General features: G+C 76.9%; 1 protein-coding gene. It reads left to right on the top strand.

The window, feature by feature from the left end; translation table 11 throughout:
- Positions 1 to 13: 13 nt before the first annotated feature.
- Positions 14 to 20,203 carry a non-ribosomal peptide synthetase gene (locus Sfr03f_RS26435; protein WP_108956695.1) on the top strand — a complete coding sequence of 6,730 codons (20,190 nt, stop codon included), beginning with the start codon at positions 14 to 16 and terminating at the stop codon, positions 20,201 to 20,203.
- Positions 20,204 to 20,280: the final 77 nt, after the last annotated feature.

Raw genomic sequence — 20,280 nt, 5'->3', positions numbered from 1 at the left:
GGACCGGACGACGATGACGTCTTCGAAGCGAAACCGCGCCGAGGCCCTGCCCGAGGACCTCAAGGAGGCCCTGCGCCGCCGGCTGGCCGGCCGTGCCACGGCCGCACCCGGTACCGCCGCCCGGCCGGAGCTGCCCCGGGCCGACCGCGACCGACCGCTGCCGCTGTCCTACGCCCAGCAGCGCCTGTGGTTCCTGGACCGGCTGCGTCCCGGCGACGCCCGCTACAACAGCGCCGTCGCCCTGCGCCTCACCGGTCCGCTCGACCAGGACGCCCTGCGCCGTGCCCTCGACCTGGTGGCCGCCCGGCACGAGGCGCTGCGCACCACCTTCGAGGAGGGCGAGGACGGCCGCCCCGTGCAGCGGGTCCACGAGCCGTCACCCGTCGCGCTGACGGTCCGTGAGAGCGCCCCGGCGCAGACGGACGCCCTGCTGCGGGCCGAGTACGCCCGCCCCTTCGACCTGCGCACCGGGCCGCTGCTGCGCGCGCTGCTGCTCCGCGAGGCGGCCGAGGAGCACGTCCTGCTGCTCACCGCCCACCACGTGGTCACCGACGGCTGGTCCACGGGTGTCGTCCTGGAGGAGATCTGCGCCGCCTACGAGGCCCTGGCGCACGGCGAGCCGGTGGAGCTGCCGCCGGTGGCGACGCAGTACCCGGACTTCGCCGCCCGGCAGCGCGACCAGCTCTCCGGCGACCGCCTGCAGCGTGAACTCGACTTGTGGGCGCAGAAGTTGCGCGGGGCGGTGGCGCCCGCGCTGCCGCTGGACCGGCCACGCCGCGGTGAGGAGTCCGGAGCGGGCGCGGTGCACCGGTTCACCGTGCCCGCGGACGTCACCGCACGGCTCCGCGCCCTCGCCGCGCAGCAGCACACCACCCTGTTCACCGCCCTGACCGCGGCCGGCCAGGCGTTGCTGGCCCGCTGGTCCGGGCAGGACGACATCACCATCGGCTCCCTCACCCCCGGCCGCCCCCGCACCGAGCTGGAGCGGACCGTCGGCTTCTTCGCCAACACCGTGGTCCTGCGCACCCCGGTCGACGCGTCCGGGTCCTTCCGCGACCTGCTGGCGGCCGCCGCGGACACCGTCAACGACGCCTTCACGCGCGCCGACACACCGTTCGAGCGGATCGTGGAGGCCGTCGGCGCGCCCCGGGAGGCGGGCCGCAACCCGCTGTTCGACGTGATGGTCCTGCTGCACCCGGCCCCGCCCACCGCTCCCGCCCTGCGCGGCCTCGCCACCACCCCGGTCGCCGTGGCCCGGCAGGCCGCCACCTTCGACCTGAGCATCGAGTTCGTGCCGGACGGCGAGGCCCTGACCGGCCTCCTCGAGTACCGCACCGACCTGTTCGACGCGGACACCGCCCGCCGCGCCGCCGACCAGCTCGGGCGGCTGCTCGCGGGCGTCGCCGCCGAACCCGACCGGCCCCTCGGCGCGCTCCCGCTGCTCTCCGGGGCCGAACTGCACCAGGTCACCCAGGACTGGAACGACACCGCCCGCCCGGTCCCCGACACCCTGCTGCCCGAGCTGTTCGAGGCACGGGCGGCCCGCACCCCGCACGCCACCGCGCTGGTGGCCGGCGGCGAGCGCCTCGACCACGCCGCCCTCGACGCCCGCGCCGACCGGCTGGCCCGCCACCTGGCCGCCCGCGGCGCCGGCCCCGAGCGGCTGGTCGCCCTGCGGCTGCCCCGCACCGCCGACATGGTCACCGCGATCCTCGCCGTGTGGAAGACCGGGGCCGCCTACCTGCCGCTCGACCCCGCCCTGCCCGAGGACCGCGTCCGGTACCTCCTCGACGACGCCCGCCCGGCCCTCGTCCTCGACGAACCGGCGGTCCGCGCCGCCCTCGCCGACGGAGACGCCCGCGATGGAGACGCCTCCGACGGAGTCACCCGCGACGACGCCGCCCACGACGACGCCGCCGCCCCGCACACCGGGCCCGCCGCCCCCACCCGGCCCGTCACCCCGGACCCCGACCGCCTCGCCTACGTCGTCTACACCTCCGGATCCACCGGCCGCCCCAAGGGCGTGGCCGTCACCCACCGCTCCGTGGCGAACCTGCTCGCCGCGCACCGCGAGGGCTTCGTCGCCGACGCCGGTGGAGGGCCGCTGAACGTGGCGCTCACCGCGTCTTTCTCCTTCGACACCTCCCTCGAGGGCGTGCTGCTGATGGCCGACGGCCACCCGCTGCACCTCGTCGACGAGACGACCCGCCTGGACCCGGCGGCGCTGGTGGAGTACGTCGTCGAGCACCGCGTCGACTTCCTCGACCTCACCCCCTCCTACCTCCGCCAGCTGCTGCCCGCCGGGCTCCTCACCGACCCGCGCCACCACCCGCGCGTGCTGATGATCGGCGGGGAGGCCCTGGACGCCGGCCTGTGGCGCGAGCTGGCGGCGCGGCAGGACGTCGCCGCGTACAACTTCTACGGCCCCACCGAGTGCACCGTGGACGCGCTCGCCTGCCGCGTCGAGGGCGGCGACCGTCCCCTGGTGGGCCGCCCGCTGCCCAACGTGCGGGCCTACGTCCTGGACGACCGGCTGCGCCCGGTGCCGCCCGGCGTCGGCGGCGAGCTGTACCTGGCGGGCGCGCAGGTGGCCCGCGGCTACGCCGGACGGCCCGGCCTGACCGCCGCGCGCTTCGTCGCCGACCCGTACGGGGCGCCGGGCACCCGCATGTACCGCACCGGCGACCTGGCCCGCTGGACCGCCGACGGCCGCATCGACCACCTCGGCCGGGTCGACGACCAGGTGAAGGTGCGCGGCCACCGCATCGAGCCCGGCGAGATCGAGGCCGCCCTGCTCGCCCTGCCGGAGCTGACCGCCGCCGCCGTGGTCGCCGCCGCCGACGACCGGGGCCACACCCGGCTCGCCGCCTACGTCGTCCCCGCGCCCTCGGCCACCGCCCCCGCCGGGCCCGCGCTGCGCGAGGCGCTGCGCCGGGTGCTCCCGGAGCACATGGTGCCCTCGTCGTTCACCGTCCTGGACGCGCTGCCCCTGACCACCAGCGGCAAGCTCGACAAACGCGCGCTGCCCGCGCCGGACTTCGGCGCCGGCCGCGACGGGCGCGAGCACGTCGCCCCCCGCACCGACGCCGAACGCGCCCTCGCCGGGATCTGGGCCGAGGTGCTGGGCGTGGACCGGGTCGGCGTGAGCGACAACTTCTTCGAGCTGGGCGGCGACTCCATCCTCGGCATCCAGGTCGTCTCCCGCGCCCGCGCGGCAGGGCACGACCTGCACTCGCAGGACGTCTTCCGCCACCAGACCGTCGCCGACCTCGCCGTCGCCGCGGCGGGCCGCAGGCCGGCCGCGCCCGCCCCCCGGCCGGCGCCGGTGAGCGGACCGGCCCCGCTGACGCCCGTGCAGGAGTGGTTCCTCGCCACCCACGGCCCGCTGCGCCACTTCAGCATGTCGGTCCTCCTCGACCTGCCGTACGACCTCGACGAGGCCGCACTGGAACGCGCGGTGGAGGCGGTGGCCGCCCGCCACCCGGCGCTGCGCACCCGCTTCGAGCGCACCGGCGACACCTGGCGGCAGCACCCCGGCGAGGGCCCGGCCACCGGCCTGCTCACCCGGCACGACACGGGCCGGGCGTCCGACGCGCGGGCCGCCCGCGAGGAGGCCGCCGACGCGGCCCGCGCCGCCCTCGACCCGCTGACCGGCGCCCTGTTCCGCGCCGCCCTGCTGCTGCCCGCCCCGGGCGGGCGCCCCCAGCTGTTCCTGACCGCCCACCACCTCGCCGTGGACGGCGTCTCCTGGCGCGTCCTGCTCGCCGCGCTGGAACAGGCCTACCGGCAGGCGGCCGCCGGCGGGACGGTCCGCCTGGAACCGGAGGCGACCGGGCACGCCGCCTGGGCCGCGCACCTGTCCGGCCTGGTGCGGGCCGGCGCCTTCGACGACGACCTGCCGCACTGGACGGCACAGGCCGCCGAGGAGCGGACCCCGCTGCCCGTGGACCGCCCGGGCACCCCGCGAGCCGCCTCGGTGCGCACCGTCCGCACCCGGGTCGACCACGCCACCACCGAGGCGCTGCTGCGCCGGGTGCCCGGCGTCTACCGCACCCAGGTCAACGACGTCCTGCTCAGCGCCCTGGGCCGGGTGCTCGCCGACTGGACGGGCTCCGGACGCGTCACCGTCGCCCTGGAGGGCCACGGCCGCGAACAGGTGAGCTCGGGGGAGGACGGCGCACCGCTCGACCTCTCCGGGACGGTGGGCTGGTTCACCAGCCAGTACCCCGTCACCCTCACCCCCGCGGGACCGGCCGGCGCGCCCGACTGGGGCGCCACCCTGAAGGCGGTCAAGGAGGAACTGCGCGCCGTGCCCCGGCGCGGTCTGAGCCACGAGGCACTGGCCCGCCTGGCCCCGCCCGCCCACACCGCCGCCCGCGCCCTGCGACGCAGCCCGCTGCCCGAGGTGTCCTTCACCTACCACGGGCAGTGGGAGACGCCCGGCTCCGGCGACTTCGCCCAGGCCGACGGCACCCTGGGCCGGGAGGTCGCCGGCGACGAGCCCCTGGACCACCTCCTCGACGTCTCGGCCGCCGTCACCGACGGCGCCCTGGAGATCACCTGGCACTACAGCGAGGACGTCCACGACGAGCGCACCGTGCGCGGCCTCGCCGACGGCATGACGGACGCGCTGGCCGCGATCGCCGACCACTGCGCCCGCCCCGGCGCCGGCGGCCGCACCCCCTCCGACTTCCCGCTCGCCGGCCTCGACCAGGCCGCCGTGGACCGGCTGGTGGGCGACGGACGCGGCGTGGAGGACATCTGGCCCCTGACCCCGCTGCAGGAGGGCATGCTCTTCCACCGCCTGGCCGGCGACGCCGACGACGTCTACGTGGACCAGGCGGCGCTGCTGCTGCGCGGGGTCGCCGACCCGAAGGCCTTCGCCCTCGCCTGGCAGCGGGTGACCGACCGCACCCCCGCGCTGCGCACCTCGGTGGTCTGGGAGGACGTGCCCCGGCCGCTGCAGATCGTGCACCGGGACGTCGAGGTGCCCATCGCCCACCTGGACTGGCGGGACACCGCCCCCGCCGACCGCGAGCGGCTGCTGCGCGAGTGGTGTGAGCGGGACCTGGCCCGCGGCGTGGACCTCGCCACCGCCCCGCTGATGCGGCTGACCATGATCCGGCTGCCGGACGCCGAACTGCGCCTGGTGTGGACCTCCCACCACCTGATCCTGGACGGCTGGAGCCTGGCCCAGGTGCTCACCGAGGTGTGCGAGGAGTACGCCGCCCTCACCACCGGCGCCGAGAGCCGGCCGCCGGTGCGCCGCCCGTTCGGGGACTACGTGCGCCTGCTCGCCGAGCAGGACGCCGGCGCCGCCCGCGACCACTGGCGCGGCGTGCTCGCCGGCTTCGCCACGCCGACCCCGCTGCCCGCCGACCGCCCGCAGGACCGCACCCGGCAGGCCCGCTCGGCCGCCGTGCACACCACCGCCCTGTCCGAGGACCTCTCCGAACGGCTGGCCCGCACCGCCCGCACCGCCGGACTCACCCTGGGAACCGTCGTGCAGGGCGCCTGGGCGCTGCTGCTCTCCCGGTACGCCGCCGAGGACGACGTGGTGTTCGGCACCACCGTCTCCGGCCGCCCCGACGACCTGCCCGGCGCGGAGTCGATGGTCGGCATGTTCATCAACACCCTCCCCACCCGGGTGCGGGTGGACCCGCGCCGCCCCGCCGCGGACTGGCTGCGCACCCTCCAGCAGGAGCAGGCCGAGGCGCGCCGGTACGCCGCCGTGTCCCTGGCGGAGCTGACCTCGCTGAGCGACGTGCCGCCGGGCAGCCCGCTGTTCCACTCCATGGTGGCCTTCGAGAACTACCCCTTCGACGAGGCCCGCACGGCCACCTCGGGCGTACGCCTGGCCGAGGTCGACTCCCGGGACGCCACCAACTACCCGCTGGTGCTGCGCGCCTACCAGGGCGGGCGGATCGGATTCGACGTCGCCCACGACCCCGGCCTGTTCGACGAGGCGACCGTGCGCGCGCTGGCCGGCCGGCTGCGCCTGCTGCTGGCCTCCATGGCGGACGGCCTGGACCGTCCGCTGCGCGACCTGCCGTGGACGACGCCCGAGGAGCGCCGGAGCCTGATCGCCGGGGCGGACGGCGGCGGGCGGCAGCGCCCCGCCGAGACCCTGGTGGACCTGTTCGAGGCACAGGCCGCCCGCACCCCCGACGCGCCCGCCGTCACCTGGGCGGGCGAGCACCTGGACTACGCGACCCTCGACGCCCGCGCCGGCCGCCTCGCCCACCGCCTCGCCGAGGCCGGGGCCCGCCCGGAGACCTTCGTCGCCCTCGCCCTGCCCCGCGGCGCCGACCAGGTCGTGGCGATCCTCGCGGTGCTGAAGACCGGCGCCGCCTACCTGCCCGTGGACCCCCAGGTCCCCGACGAGCGGCTGACCGCCGTCCTCGACGACGCCCGGCCGGTGACGCTGGTGACCACCACGCACATCGCGCCCCGCGCCGAGGGCGCCGGCGTGCCCGTGCTGCCGCTGGACGACCCCCGGGTCGCCGCCGACCTCGCCGGCCGCCCCGCCACGGGCCCCGGCGACCGCGCCGCGCGCCCGCTGCCGGACCACCCCGCCTACGCCATCTACACCTCCGGCTCCACCGGCCGCCCCAAGGGCGTCGTCGTGCCGCACGCCAACGTGGTGCGCCTGTTCACCCGCACCGCCCACTGGTTCGGCTTCGGCGCGGACGACGTGTGGACGCTGTTCCACTCCTACGCCTTCGACTTCTCGGTGTGGGAGCTGTGGGGCGCGCTGCTGCACGGCGGCCGGCTCGTCGTCGTCCCCGACGACGTGGCCCGCTCGCCCGAGGACTTCCTGCGGCTCCTCGCCGACGAGCGGGTCACCGTCCTCAACCAGACGCCCTCCGCGTTCCACCCCCTGGTGCGCGCCGACGCCCAGGACCCCGCGACCGGCGACCGCCTGGCCCTGCGCACCGTGGTCTTCGGCGGTGAGGCGCTCGACGTGTCCCGCCTCGCCCCCTGGTACGCGCGGCACCCGCAGGACGCGCCCCGCCTGGTCAACATGTACGGCATCACCGAGACCACCGTGCACGTGACCCACCACCCGCTGGACGGCGCCCGGGCCGCCGCCGGCGCCGCGAGCCCCATCGGGGAGGGCATCCCGGACCTGCGGGTGTACCTTCTCGACGACACCCTCGCGCCCGTGCCGCCCGGCGCGGTCGGCGAGATGTACGTGGCGGGGGAGGGGCTCGCCCGCGGCTACCTCGGCCGGCCCGGACTCACCGCGACCCGTTTCCCCGCCGACCCGTACGGGGCGCCCGGCACCCGGATGTACCGCACCGGCGACCGGGCGCGGCGGCGGGCCGACGGGACCCTGGAGTACCTGGGCCGCGCCGACCAGCAGGTCAAGATCCGCGGCTACCGCATCGAGCCGGGCGAGATCGAGGCCGCGCTGCACGCACACCCGGGCGTCGGCTCCGCCGCCGTCGAGGTCCACGAGGACGCCTCCGGCACGCGGCGGCTCGTCGCCTACGTGGTGCCCGCCGCCGGCGGCACGGCCGTGCCCGCGGCCGAACTGCGCGCCCACCTGGAGCGGTCCCTGCCGTCCTACATGGTGCCCGCCGCCTACGTGCCCCTGCCCGCGCTGCCCCTCACCGTCAACGGCAAACTCGACCGGCGCGCCCTGCCCGCGCCCGGCCCGGACGGCTTCGCCGCCCGGGGCGAACGCGTCGCGCCGCGCACCCGGGCCGAGCGGCTGGTGGCCGCCGCCTGGGCGGACGTCCTGGACGTCGCCGAGCCCGGGGCCGAGGACGACTTCTTCGCCCTCGGCGGCGACTCCCTGCTCGCCGTACGGGTCACCGCCCGGCTGCGCGCCGCCTTCGGCCAGGACGTCTCGCCCCGGCTGCTGTTCACCCACCCCACGGTCGCCGCCCTGGCCGCCGAACTCGGCGACCCTGCCGGCGCCGCGTCCGCGCCCATCCCGGCCACCGACCCCGGCGCGCCCGCCCCGCTGTCGTACGCGCAGCAACGCCTGTGGTTCCTCGACCGGTTCGAGCCGGGCGGCACGGAGTACGCGACCTTGTCCGTGCTGCGGCTGCGCGGCCCGCTCGACGAGAACGCCCTGCACACCGCGCTGGACGCGCTGGTGGCCCGGCACGAGACGTTGCGCACCACCTTCACCGAACTGGACGGCGCCGCCCGCCAGGTGGTGCACCCGCCGCACCCGGTCGCGCTGCCGCTCGACGACCTGACCGGCCAGGCTCCGGCGGCCCTCGACGCCCTGCTGGACTCCGAGGCCGCCACCCCCTTCGACCTGGAGAGCGGCCCGCTGCTGCGCGCCCGCCTGATCCGCACCGGTGCCGACGAGCACGTGCTCGTCCTCGCCGTGCACCACATCGTCACCGACGGCTGGTCGGTCGCCGTCCTCGGCCGCGACCTGGCCGAGCTGTACGCGGCGGCCCGCCTCGGACGCGACCCACGGCTTCCCGAACTGCCGGTCACCTACCGCGACTTCGCCACCTGGCAGCGCGAGCGCACCGACCGCGCCGAGGCGGACCTCGCCCACTGGCGGCAGGTCCTGGAGGGCTTCACCCCGCTGGACCTGCCCACCGACCGCCCCCGGCCCGCCGTCCGCAGCCGGGACGGCGCCCTCCTCACCTTCGAGCTGCCGGCCGCGCTCACCGACCGCCTGCGCGAGACGGCCCGCGCCGCCGACGCCACCTTGTACATGGCCCTGCTGACCGCCTGCCAGATCCTGCTCGCCCGCTGGGCCGAACAGGAGGACATCACCGTCGGCACCGTCACCGCCGGCCGCGACAGGTCCGAACTGCACGACGTGGTCGGCATGTTCGTCAACACGCTGGTGCTGCGCGCCCGGGTGCGCCCCGAACTGTCGTTCCGGGAACTGCTCGGACAGTCCCGGGACACCGTCCTCGACGCCTTCGCCCACCAGGAGGCGCCCTTCGAGCGGCTGGTGGACGCGCTGCAGCCGGAGCGGGACACCAGCCGCACCCCGCTGTTCCAGGTCATGGTCGCCCTGCACAACCTGGGCGCCGAGGCCCCCGCCCTGCCGGGACTGGACGTCGAGCCGGTCACCCCGCCGGTCCGGCACGCCACCTTCGACCTGTCCTTCGACTTCGTCGAGCACGACGGAGGCCTCACCTGCCACCTCGTCCACAGCACCGCCCTCTTCGACGAGGACACCGCGCGGCGCCTGGCCGCCCGGCTCCGGCTGCTCGTCGAGGCGGCGGTGCAGGACCCCGACCTGCCGGCCGGCGCGCTGCCGCTGCTCACCGAGACCGAGCGGCGCCGCATCCGGCGGGAATGGCAGGGCGCCCCGCTGCCGGTGCCGGACACCACCTTCACCGCGCTGTTCGAGGCACAGGCCGCCCGCACCCCCCACGCCACCGCCCTGGTGGCCCGCGACGCCGCCCTCGACCTCGGCACCCTCAACCGCCGCGCCAACCGGCTCGCCCACCACCTCATCGGCCTCGGCGCGGGCCCGGAGGACGTCGTCGCCCTGCGGCTCCCGCGCACCAGCGACCTGCTCGTCGCGCTGTTCGCCGTGCTGAAGGCCGGCGCCACCCTGCAGTGCCTGGACCCCGACCTCCCCGAGGAACGCGTCGCGGCCCTGCTGGAGGACACCGGCGCCCGCTGGGTGCTCACCCGGGACGCCCTGCGCGGCGTGCCGTGGGAGGAGCTGCCCGCGCACGACCCCACCGACGCCGACCGCCGCCGCCCGCTGGACCCCCGGAACACCGCCTACGTCATCCACACCTCCGGCTCCACCGGCCGGCCCAAGGGCGTCGCCGTCGAACACCGGCAGCTGGTCAACCTCTGCCTCGACCACCGCGACGGCCTCCTCGCCCCGCACACCGCGAACGGCCGCCGGCTGCGCGCCGCGCTCAGCGCCTCGTTCTCCTTCGACACCTCCTGGGAGGGCCCGCTGCTGCTCGCCCTCGGCCACGAGGTGCACCTGATCGACGAGGACACCCGGCTGGACCCGCAGGCCTTCCGCGCGCGGATCGACGAGCACCGCCTGGACCTCGTCAACGTCACCCCGTCCTTCCTGCGCGAACTCCTCACCGCCGGTCTCCTCGCCCCCGGCCGCCACCGCCCGGAGCTGCTCCTCGTCGGCGGCGAGGCCGTCGACGCCGCCACCTGGCGCGAACTGTGCGCGGCGGCCGAACTCGGCGTGACGGCGTACAACGTGTACGGACCGACCGAGACCACCGTCGACGCGGTCTACGGCCGCTGCGCCGACAGCCCCGCCCGGCCGGTCGTCGGCCGGCCCGGCCACAACCTGCGCGCCCACGTCCTGGACCGCGCCCTGCGGCCCGTGCCGCCCGGCGTGCCCGGCGAGCTGTACCTGGCCGGAGCGCAGGTGGCCCGCGGCTACCTGAACCGGCCCGGCCTGACCGCCGCCCGCTTCCTGCCCGACCCCTTCGAGGCGCCGGGGGAGCGGATGTACCGCACCGGCGACCGCGTCCGGTGGGACGCCCGGGGACGCCTGGAGTTCCTCGGCCGGACCGACGACCAGGTCAAGATCCGCGGCTTCCGCATCGAGCCCGGGGAGGTGGAGGCCGCGCTGCTCGCCCACCCGGACGTCGCCGACGCGGCCGTTGCCGCCCGCGACCACGCGGGCCGCACCATGCTCGTCGCCTACCTGACGCCCACCGCGGACCGCGGCGTCCCGTCCGCCGACGAACTGCGCGTCCGGCTGGGCCGGACGCTGCCCGCCCACATGGTGCCGGCCGCCTTCGTGCCGCTCGCGCGCATCCCGCGCACCAGCAGCGGCAAGACCGACCGGCGGGCCCTGCCCGCGCCGCCCGCCCAGCCCGCCGGCGGAGCGGAGTACGTGGCGCCGCGCCCCGGCGCCGAGGAGCGGCTGGCCGGCATCTGGGCGGACGTGCTGGGCGTCGAACGGGTCGGCGCGCAGGACAACTTCTTCAACCTGGGCGGCGACTCCATCCTCAGCATCCAGATCGTCTCCCGCGCCCGTGAGGCCGGCCTCGCCCTGAGCACCAAGGACGTCTTCCGCCACCAGACGATCGCCGAACTCGCCCTGTGCGTCACCGAACAGGACGCCCCCGCGGCCGCCGCCGAAGCCCCCCTGGAAGCGCCGCTCACCCCCATCCAGCACCAGTACCTCGACGGCCGCCGCCCCGGCGACCCGCTGCGCTTCACCATGACCCAGCGGCTGCGCCTCGCCCCCGGAACGGACCCGCGGGCACTGCGACAGGCGGTCGAGGCGCTCGTCGCCCACCACCCGGCCCTGCGCACCCGGTTCCCGCGGACGCCCGACGGCCGGCGCCAGGAGGTCCTGCCCAGGGCCCCGCACGACGTCCTCAGCCACCACGGGCCCGCCGACGAGGCAGAGGTCCAGCGCCTCGTCGACGCGGCGCAGCGGTCCCTCGACCCCGCCGAAGGACGCGTGGTGCGCGCCCTGCTCTTCGACGGCGACCCGCAGCAGCTCGTGCTGACCGTCCACCACCTGGCGATCGACGGCGTCTCCTGGCGCATCCTGCTCGCCGACCTGGAGAACGCCCACCGCGCCGCCGCGGCCGGCCGGCCCGTCGAACTCCCGGCGCAGGGCACGGCGTACACCACCTGGGCCACCCGCCTGGAGGAGCACACCCGCGCCGGCGCCCTGGACGCGGACCGGGAGTACTGGACGGCGGCCGGCTCCGCCCCGGCCGCCCTCCCGCCCGGCCGGAGCGGCCCCAACACCTACGGCGACGCCGCCACCCTCACCGTGACGCTGGAGCGCGAGGAGACCGAGGCGCTGCTGCGCCAGGTGCCCGAGGCCTACCGCACCCAGGTCAACGACGTGCTGCTGAGCGCCCTGGGCCGCACCCTGGCCCGCTGGTGCGGACGCGACACCGTCCTGATCGGCGTCGAGGGACACGGCCGCGAGGAGCTGTTCGACGACGTGGACCTGTCGCGCACGGTGGGCTGGTTCACCGCCGAGTTCCCGCTCGCGCTGGGCGTCGCCCCCGACGCCGGCTGGCACGACACGCTGCGCTCGGTCAAGGAACAGCTGCGCGCGGTGCCCCGGCACGGCCTCAGCCACGGCGCCCTGCGCCACCTCGTGCCCGCGGACCCGGTCCCCGCCGGCAACCGCCCCCAGGTCGGCTTCAACTACCACGGGCAGTGGGACGCGGGCGGCGGGGCCGACGACGGACTGCTGAGGGGCGCGCTGCCCCCGGCCGGCCGGGACACCGACCCGGACGAGGAGCGCCCCTACCTGCTGGACGTCACCGGAGTGGTCCAGGACGGCCGCCTCGAGCTCGGCTGGACCTACCCGCCGGCCGTCTACGACGAGTCCCTCGTGCGCCGCCTCGCGGAGGAGACGGCCGCCGCGCTGCGGGAGATCGCCGCACACTGCGCCCGGCCGGAGGCCGGAGGCCGCACGCCCTCCGACTTCCCGCTCGCCGGCCTCACCCAGGAACAGCTGGACCGCCTCGTCGGCGACGGCCGGCACGTGGCCGACGTGCTGCCGCTGACCCCGTTGCAGGCCGGCATGCTCTTCCACGGCCTCGTCGACACCGCCGACGCCTACGTCGACCGCGTCGCGGTACGGCTGTCGGGCGTCGCGGACCCGCTCGCCTTCGCCGGCGCCTGGCAGGAGCTGACCGCCCGCACCCCCGCCCTGCGCACCAGCGTCCACTGGCAGCAACTGCCGCACCCGGTCCAGGTCGTCCACCACCACGTGGAACTCCCCGTCACCCACGTCGACCTCAGCGACCTGGAGCCGCGCCGGCGGGACGAGGCGACCGCGCGGCTGCTCGCCGACGACCGCGCGGCCGGCCTGGACCTCACCCGCGCGCCGCTCACCCGCCTCACCCTGGCCACCCTGCCCGGCGACGAGGTGCTGCTGGTGTGGTCCACCCACCACATCGCCCTCGACGGCTGGAGCACCGGCCAGCTGCTCACCGAGGTGTGCGAGCTGTACGCCGCGCGCACCGGCGGGCCGGCCGCGACGCCGGTGGCCCGGCGGCCGTTCGCCGACTTCGTGCGCTGGCTGGCCGAGCGCGAGGAGTCGGACGCCGCCGCGGCCGAGGCGTACTGGGCGGGCGTCCTCGCGGGCTTCGCCGAGCGCACCCCGCTGCCCTACGACCGCACCCCCGCCCAGGCGCACCGCGCCCGCTCCGCCGCGGCCGTCCACCGGGAACTGGACGAGCGAACGACACGCAGGCTGCGGGAGGCGTCCGCCCGCGCCGGGATCACCGCCGGCACCCTCGTGCAGGCCGCGTGGGGACTCCTGCTGGCCCGCACCGCGGGGCGCCAGGACGTGGTGTTCGGCACCACCGTCTCCGGCCGCCCGGCCGAACTGCCCGGTGTCGAGACGATGATCGGCATGTTCATCAACACCGTGCCCACCCGCGTGCGGATCCCGTCCGGCGGCGTGCGGCAGTGGCTGCTCGGCGTGCAGGACGAACAGAGCGAGGCGCGCCGTCACGACTTCCTGGCCCTGCCGCGCATCCAGGCCACCGGCGCGGTCCCCGCCGGTGAGGCGCTGTTCGACAGCATGGTGGTCTTCGAGAACTACCCCGTCGACGAGACCGCCACCGCCCGCACCGGCGTGGGCGTCGAAGAGGTCCACCCGGACGACGCCACCTCCTTCCCCTGGTGCCTGAAGGCCCATCTCGGCGACCGGCTCGGCCTCGACCTGGCCTACGACCCCGCCCTGTTCGACGCCACCACCGTGGAACGCGCGGCGGCCCGCCTCGCCGTCCTGCTGACCGCCCTCACCGACGCGCTCGACGGGCAGGACGACGTCCCGGTGGCCGCCCTCGAACCGCTGACCGCCGAGGACCGCGGGACGCTCGAGCGGTGGAACGCCACCGCCCGCAGCGTCCCGCCGGGCAGCCCGGTCGGCCTCTTCGCCGAACAGGTCCGCCGGACCCCCGAGGCGACCGCGGTCGAGGACGGCGGCCTCACGGTCACCTACCGCCGGCTCGACGCCTGGTCCGACCGCCTCGCCGGCCGCCTGCTCCGCGACGGACTGACCCCCGAGGGCCGGGTGGCCCTGCTGATGGAACGCGGCGCCGCCCTCGTCGTCGCCCAGCTCGCCGTGCTCAAGGCGGGCGGCGCCTACGTCCCGGTGGACGCCCGCGCGCCCGAGGAGCGGCGCCGGACACTGCTGGAGAGCGCGGGCGCGACGGTCCGGCTCACCGCCGAGGACGTCGCCGCCTGCGAGCGGGAGGAGACCGGCGTCCCGCTGCCGCCCCTCCCGCCCGCCGATCCCGACCGCCTCGCCTACGTCATGTTCACCTCCGGCTCCACCGGCCTGCCCAAGGCGGTCGCCGTCCGCCACCGGGACGTGGCCTCGCTCGCCACCGACAGCCGCTTCGCCGACGGCGTGTGCGCGCGGGTGCTGCTGCACTCGCCGGTGGCGTTCGACGCGGCGACCTTCGAGGTGTGGACGCCGCTGCTGACCGGCGGCACGGTGGTCGTGGCCCCCGGCGACGTCGTCGACGCGCCGCTCCTGCGCCGGCTGGCCACGACCGGCGGCGGCCTGAGCGCCCTGTGGCTGACGGCCGGCCTGTTCCGCCTGCTCGCCCAGGACGCCCCCGACTGCTTCACCGGCCTGCGCCAGGTGTGGACCGGCGGCGACGTGGTCCCCGCGGCCGCCGTGCGCCGGGTCCTGACCGCCTGCCCCGGCCTCACCGTCGTCGACGGCTACGGGCCCACCGAGACCACCACCTTCGCCACCGCGCACGCCCTCGACGACGCCGCGGCCGTCCCCGCCACCGTGCCGGTCGGCACCCCCCTCGACGACCTGCGCCTGCACGTCCTCGACGCCCGGCTGCGCCCCGTGCCGCCCGGCTGCCCGGGCGAGCTGTACGTGGCCGGCGAGGGGGTCGCCCGCGGCTACCTCGGCCGCCCCGGCGACACCGCCGCCCGTTTCCCCGCCGACCCCTACGGACCTCCCGGCACGCGCATGTACCGCACCGGCGACCTCGTCCGGCGCCGGGCCGACGGCGTCGTCGAGTTCCTCGGCCGCGCCGACGACCAGGTGAAGATCCGCGGGTTCCGCGTCGAACCCGGCGAGGCGGAGGCGGCCCTCGCCGCCCACCCCGGCGTCACCGACGTCGCGGTCGTCGCCCGCCAGGACGGACCCGGCGCCAAACGGCTGGTGGCGTACGTCGTCGGCGAGGCCGGCGAACACCCCGACGAGCTCGTCGAGTTCGCCCGCCGCACGCTGCCCGACTACCTCGTCCCCTCCGCCGTCGTCCCGCTCGCGGCGCTGCCGCTCAGCGCCAACGGCAAGGTGGACCGCACGGCGCTGCCCGCACCCGCTGGCGACACGCGGCCGGCCGGCCGCCCGCACGTCGAGCCCCGCACCGACGCCGAACGCCGCGCGGCGGAGGTCTTCGCCGACGTGCTCGGCGGACAACGGCCCGGCGTGGAGGACGACTTCTTCCTGCTGGGCGGCGACTCCATCCTCTCCATCCGCCTGGCCGCGCGCCTCGCGGAGACCTTCGGCACGGGCGTCTCCCCGCGCGCCGTCTTCGACCACCCGACCCCGGCCGCGCTCGCCGCCCTGCTCACCGCACCCGGCGCCGGCCCGGCGCGCCCCGCCCTCACCCCGGCGCCCCGCGACACGGCGACCCCCATGTCGTACGCGCAGCAACGGCTCTGGTTCCTCGAGGAGTTCACCCCCGGCGGCGCCGAGTACGTCACCGCGCTCGCCCTGCGCCTGCGCGGCGCCCTGGACACCGCCGCCCTCACCAGGGCACTGGGGGCCCTGGTGGCCCGGCACGAGTCGCTGCGCACCACCTTCGACTCGGTCGACGGCCACGGCGTGCAGATCGTGCACCCGCCGCAGGACGTGCCGCTGCCGCTGCACGACCTGTCCGCGCTGCCCGAACCCGCACGCGAGACCCGGCTCGCGGAGCTCCTCGACGAGGACCGCACCCGCCCCTTCGACCTGCGCCGCGGACCGCTGCTGCGCCCGGCCCTGGTGCGGCTGTCCGCGGACGACCACGTCCTGGCCCTGGCCACGCACCACATCGTCACCGACGGCTGGTCCAACGCGGTCCTCACCGGCGACCTGTTCCACCTGTACCGCGCCGAGACCGGCGACGGCGCCGCCGCACTCCCGCCGCTGCCCGTCCAGTACGCCGACTACGCCCACTGGCAGCGCGGCATCGCCGACACCACCACCGCCGGGCACCTGGCGTACTGGAAGGAGCGCCTCGCGGACGTCGAGCCGCTCGAGCTGCCGGCCGACCGGCCGCGCCCGGCGGTGCGCAGCGCCGACGGCGCCACCACCCGCCTGGTGCTGCCGCCGCACACCGCCCGCCGGCTGGCCCGAGCCGGGAAGGAACGCGGCGCCACCCTGTTCACCACGCTGGTCGCCGCCACCCAGGCGCACCTGGCGCGGCTGTCCGGCGGACAGGACATCGCCGTCGGCACCGTGGCCTCCGGCCGCGACCTGCCCGAGACGCAGAACCTCGTCGGCTTCTTCGTCAACACGCTGGTCCTGCGGTCCCAGGTGCGCCCCGAGCAGCCCTTCCCGGAGTTCCTCGCCGATGTCCGGCAGACCGTCCTGGACGCCTTCACCCACCAGGACGTGCCGTTCGAGCGGGTGGTCGACGAGGTGCGGCCGGTGCGCGACACCAGCCGCACCCCCCTCTTCCAGGTGATGGTGGTCCTGCAGAACACCCCGACCGCCCACCCCGACGTCCCCGGCCTGGAGATCACCGACGCCGAGACGGAACTGCGGCACGCGGCCTTCGACCTGACCTGGGAGTTCGCCGAGGCCGACGACGGCGCCCTGCACGGCCTGCTCACCTACAGCACCGCCCTGTTCGACGAGGCGACCGCCGACCGCATGGCCCGCCAGCTCGCCACGCTGCTCACCGCCCTCGCCGAGGACCCGCACCGCACCCTGGGCGCCCTGCCGCTGAGCACCGACGAGGAGCGGCGGAAACTGCTCCGGCTGGGCCGGGGCAGTGCCCCCGTGGTGGCGGCCGCCACCCTGCCCGAGCTGTTCCAGCGGCAGGCGGCCCGCACCCCCGACGCCGTCGCCCTGACCGAACACGACCGGCGGTGGACGTACGCCGAGACGGAGCGGGCAGCCAACCGGCTCGCGCACCGGCTGGTCGGCCGCGGCGTCGGCCCGGAGACGGTGGTGGCGCTGGCACTGCCCCGCGGCGCGGCCTCGGTCGTCGCCCAGCTCGCCGTGAGCAAGGCGGGCGGCGCCTTCCTCCCCGTCGACCCGGACTACCCCGCCGAGCGCCGGGAGTTCATGCTCCGCGACGCGGGCGCCGCGCTGGTCCTGGACGACCCCGCCGAGGTGTGGGCCGCCGACGGCCCGGACACCGCCGTGACCGACGCCGACCGGCTCGCCCCGCTCTCCGTCGGCCACCCCGCCTACGTCATCTACACCTCCGGCTCCACCGGCGTCCCCAAGGGCGTCGTCGTCACCCACACCGGCCTGGCCGCCTTCGCGGCGGCGGCCGCCGAGCGCTACGCCGCGGGCCCCGGCGACCGGGTGCTGCAGTTCGCCTCGCCCAGCTTCGACGCCTCCGTCCTGGAGCTGTGCGTGTCCCTGCTGTCCGGCGCCACCCTGGTCGCCGGTGAGGAGGGCCCGCTGGTCGGCGAACGGCTGGCCGAGGTGCTCGAGGGACGGCGGATCAGCCACACGCTGATCCCCCCGGCGGCCCTCGCCACCCTGCCCGAGGCGACCGCCGCGGCCCTGCCCTGCCTGCGCACCCTGATCGTCGGCGCGGAGGCCTGCCCGGCCGACCTGGTCGACCGGTGGGCGCCCGGCCGCCGCATGATCAACTCCTACGGGCCCACCGAGGCCACCGTGGTCGCGAGCTGGACGGGCCCGCTCACCCCGGACGCGGGGGCGCCGCCCATCGGCGGTCCGGCCGGCGCCACCCGGGTTTACGTCCTCGACGCCGCGCTGCGGCCCGTGCCGGCCGGCGTGCTGGGCGAGCTGTACGTCGCGGGCCCGGGACTGGCCCGCGGCTACCTGGGCCGGCCCGGCCTGACCGCGGCACGGTTCCTGCCCGATCCGTTCGGCGCGCCCGGGGAGCGGATGTACCGCACCGGCGACCTGGTGCGCCTGGGGGCCGACGGGCAGCTGCGGTTCGCCGGACGCGCCGACGAGCAGGTCAAGGTGCGCGGGCACCGCGTCGAGCCCGGTGAGGTCGAGGCCGCGCTGCGGCGTGACGCACGGGTGCGCGACGCGGTGGTCGTGGTGCGCGACGACGGGAGCGCCGGCAGGGCCCAGCTGGTGGCCTACGTCGTGCCGGCCGCCACGGGCGACGAGCCGTCCGGGCCCACGGGCGACGGACCGACAGCCGCCCACACCGCCGCCGTCGACCCCGCCGGCACCGCCGCCGTCGACCCCGCCGGCACCGCCGCCGTCGACACCGCCGCGCTGCGCGAGGAACTGGCCCGCCGCCTGCCGCCGCACATGGTGCCCTCGGCGTTCGTGACCCTCCAGCGGCTCCCGCTCACCCCGAACGGCAAGCTGGACCGGCGTGCCCTGCCCGCCCCCGGCCCGGCCGTCCCCACCGGACCGCGCGTCGCCCCGCGCACGGACACCGAGCGACGCGTCGCGCGGATCTGGGCGGAGGTCCTCGGGGTGCCGGAGGTCGGCGCCGAGGACAACTTCTTCCACCTGGGCGGGGACTCGATCCTCAGCATGCAGGTGGTGTCCCGGCTGCGCCGCGAAGGTCTGCACCTCACCACCCGCGACCTCTTCGCGCACCAGACCGTCGCCGCCCTGGCCGCCGTCGTCCGCACCGGGCCCGAGCGCCCCGGTGAGGGACCGGTCAGCGGCGAGGTGCCGCTCACCCCCATCCAGGAGTGGTTCCTGACCACCCCGCGCGCCGCCCACCACCACTTCAACCAGTCGCTCCTCCTCGAACTCGAGGGCACGCCCGACGTGGCGGCCCTGGACAGGGCGCTCGCCGCCCTGCTCGACCACCACGACGCGCTCCGGATGCGCTTCACCCGGGGCGCCGACGGCTGGCGTCAGTTCAACCCGCCGCCCACCGGGGCGCAGGAGGTCCTGGTCCACCACGACCTGACGGGCCTGCCCGACGACCGGGCCCGCCGCGTCATGGAGCGGGCCGCCGACACCCTGCACGCCGGATTCGACCTCGAGCGGGGGCCGTTGCTCGGCGCGGGCCTCTTCACCGGCGGCCCGGGCCGCCCCGCCTTCCTCCTCCTGGTCGCCCACCACCTCGTGGTGGACGCCGTGTCCTGGCGGGTGCTGGGCGACGACCTGGAGACCGCCTACCGGCAGGCGGTCCGTGGCGAACCGGTGGACCTGGGGGAGCGCACCACCTCCTACCGGGACTGGGCCCGCGGACTCGCCGCCCACGTGCGGGCCGGCCACCTCGACCAGGAACTGCCGCACTGGGAGGAGGCGCTGACCGCCGAACCCCTGCCCGGCCCGGCGCTCCCCGACGCGGAGGGCGCGGAAGGCGCGGAAGGCCCGGAGGGCGCGGGGAACGCCGAGAACGCGCGGAACGCGCAGGACGCCGGCGACGCGGGCGGGACCCGGACGCTCGCCGTCGAACTCGGCGAGGAGGACACCGAGGCGCTGCTGCGCTCCGCCCCCACCGCCTACCGCACCCGCGTCAACGACGTCCTGCTCGCCGCCCTGGCCCTGGCCCTGGCCCGCTGGACCGGCGGGAAGCGGGTCCGGCTCGACCTGGAGAGCCACGGCCGTGAGGACCTGCTCGACGGGGTGGACCTGTCGCGCACCGTCGGCTGGTTCACCACCGTCCACCCGGTCGCGCTCAGCGTCGACACGCCCGACGACCTCGGGCCCGACCGCGACTGGCGCGCGCTGGTGAAGTCGGTGCGCCGCCAGCTGCGGGCCGTGCCGGGCAACGGCATCGGGTTCGGTGCCCTGCGCGCCTACGGCCCGCCCGAGGTGCGCGAGCGGCTCGGCGGCGAGAGCGCGCTCGGCCAGGTCGTGTTCAACTACCTCGGCCAGCTCGACGACCGCCCCGCCGAGGACGCGGCCCCGGGCGTCGGACTGATCCGCGCCCAGCACGGCAGCCTCGGCATGGACCACGACCCCCGCGACGGCGGGTCCCACCTGCTGGAGGTCGGCGGCGCGGTCCGCGACGGCCGCCTCACCGTCACCTGGAACCACCGCCCCGCCGTCCACGACACGCGAACCGTCCGGCGCGTCGCCGAGGACTTCGCCGAGGCGCTCCGGCAGATCGCACGTCACGCCCGCCGGACGGCGGGCCGGTGAGGACCGCCGCCAGGGCGCGCTGCCCGCCCCCGGACCCGGGTCCGCCCACCGCGGATCCACGACCGCACACCACCCAC

The sequence above is a fragment of the Streptomyces fragilis genome (assembly GCF_003112515.1).
Lineage (GTDB): Bacteria > Actinomycetota > Actinomycetes > Streptomycetales > Streptomycetaceae > Streptomyces > Streptomyces fragilis.
This window is presented reverse-complemented; position numbering and strand designations above follow the sequence as displayed.

What these genes read in the sequence shown, in the direction of transcription:
- Sfr03f_RS26435 (WP_108956695.1), top strand. Translation starts at nt 14, where the DNA reads ATGACGTCTTCGAAGCGAAACCGCGCCGAGGCCCTGCCCGAGGACCTC.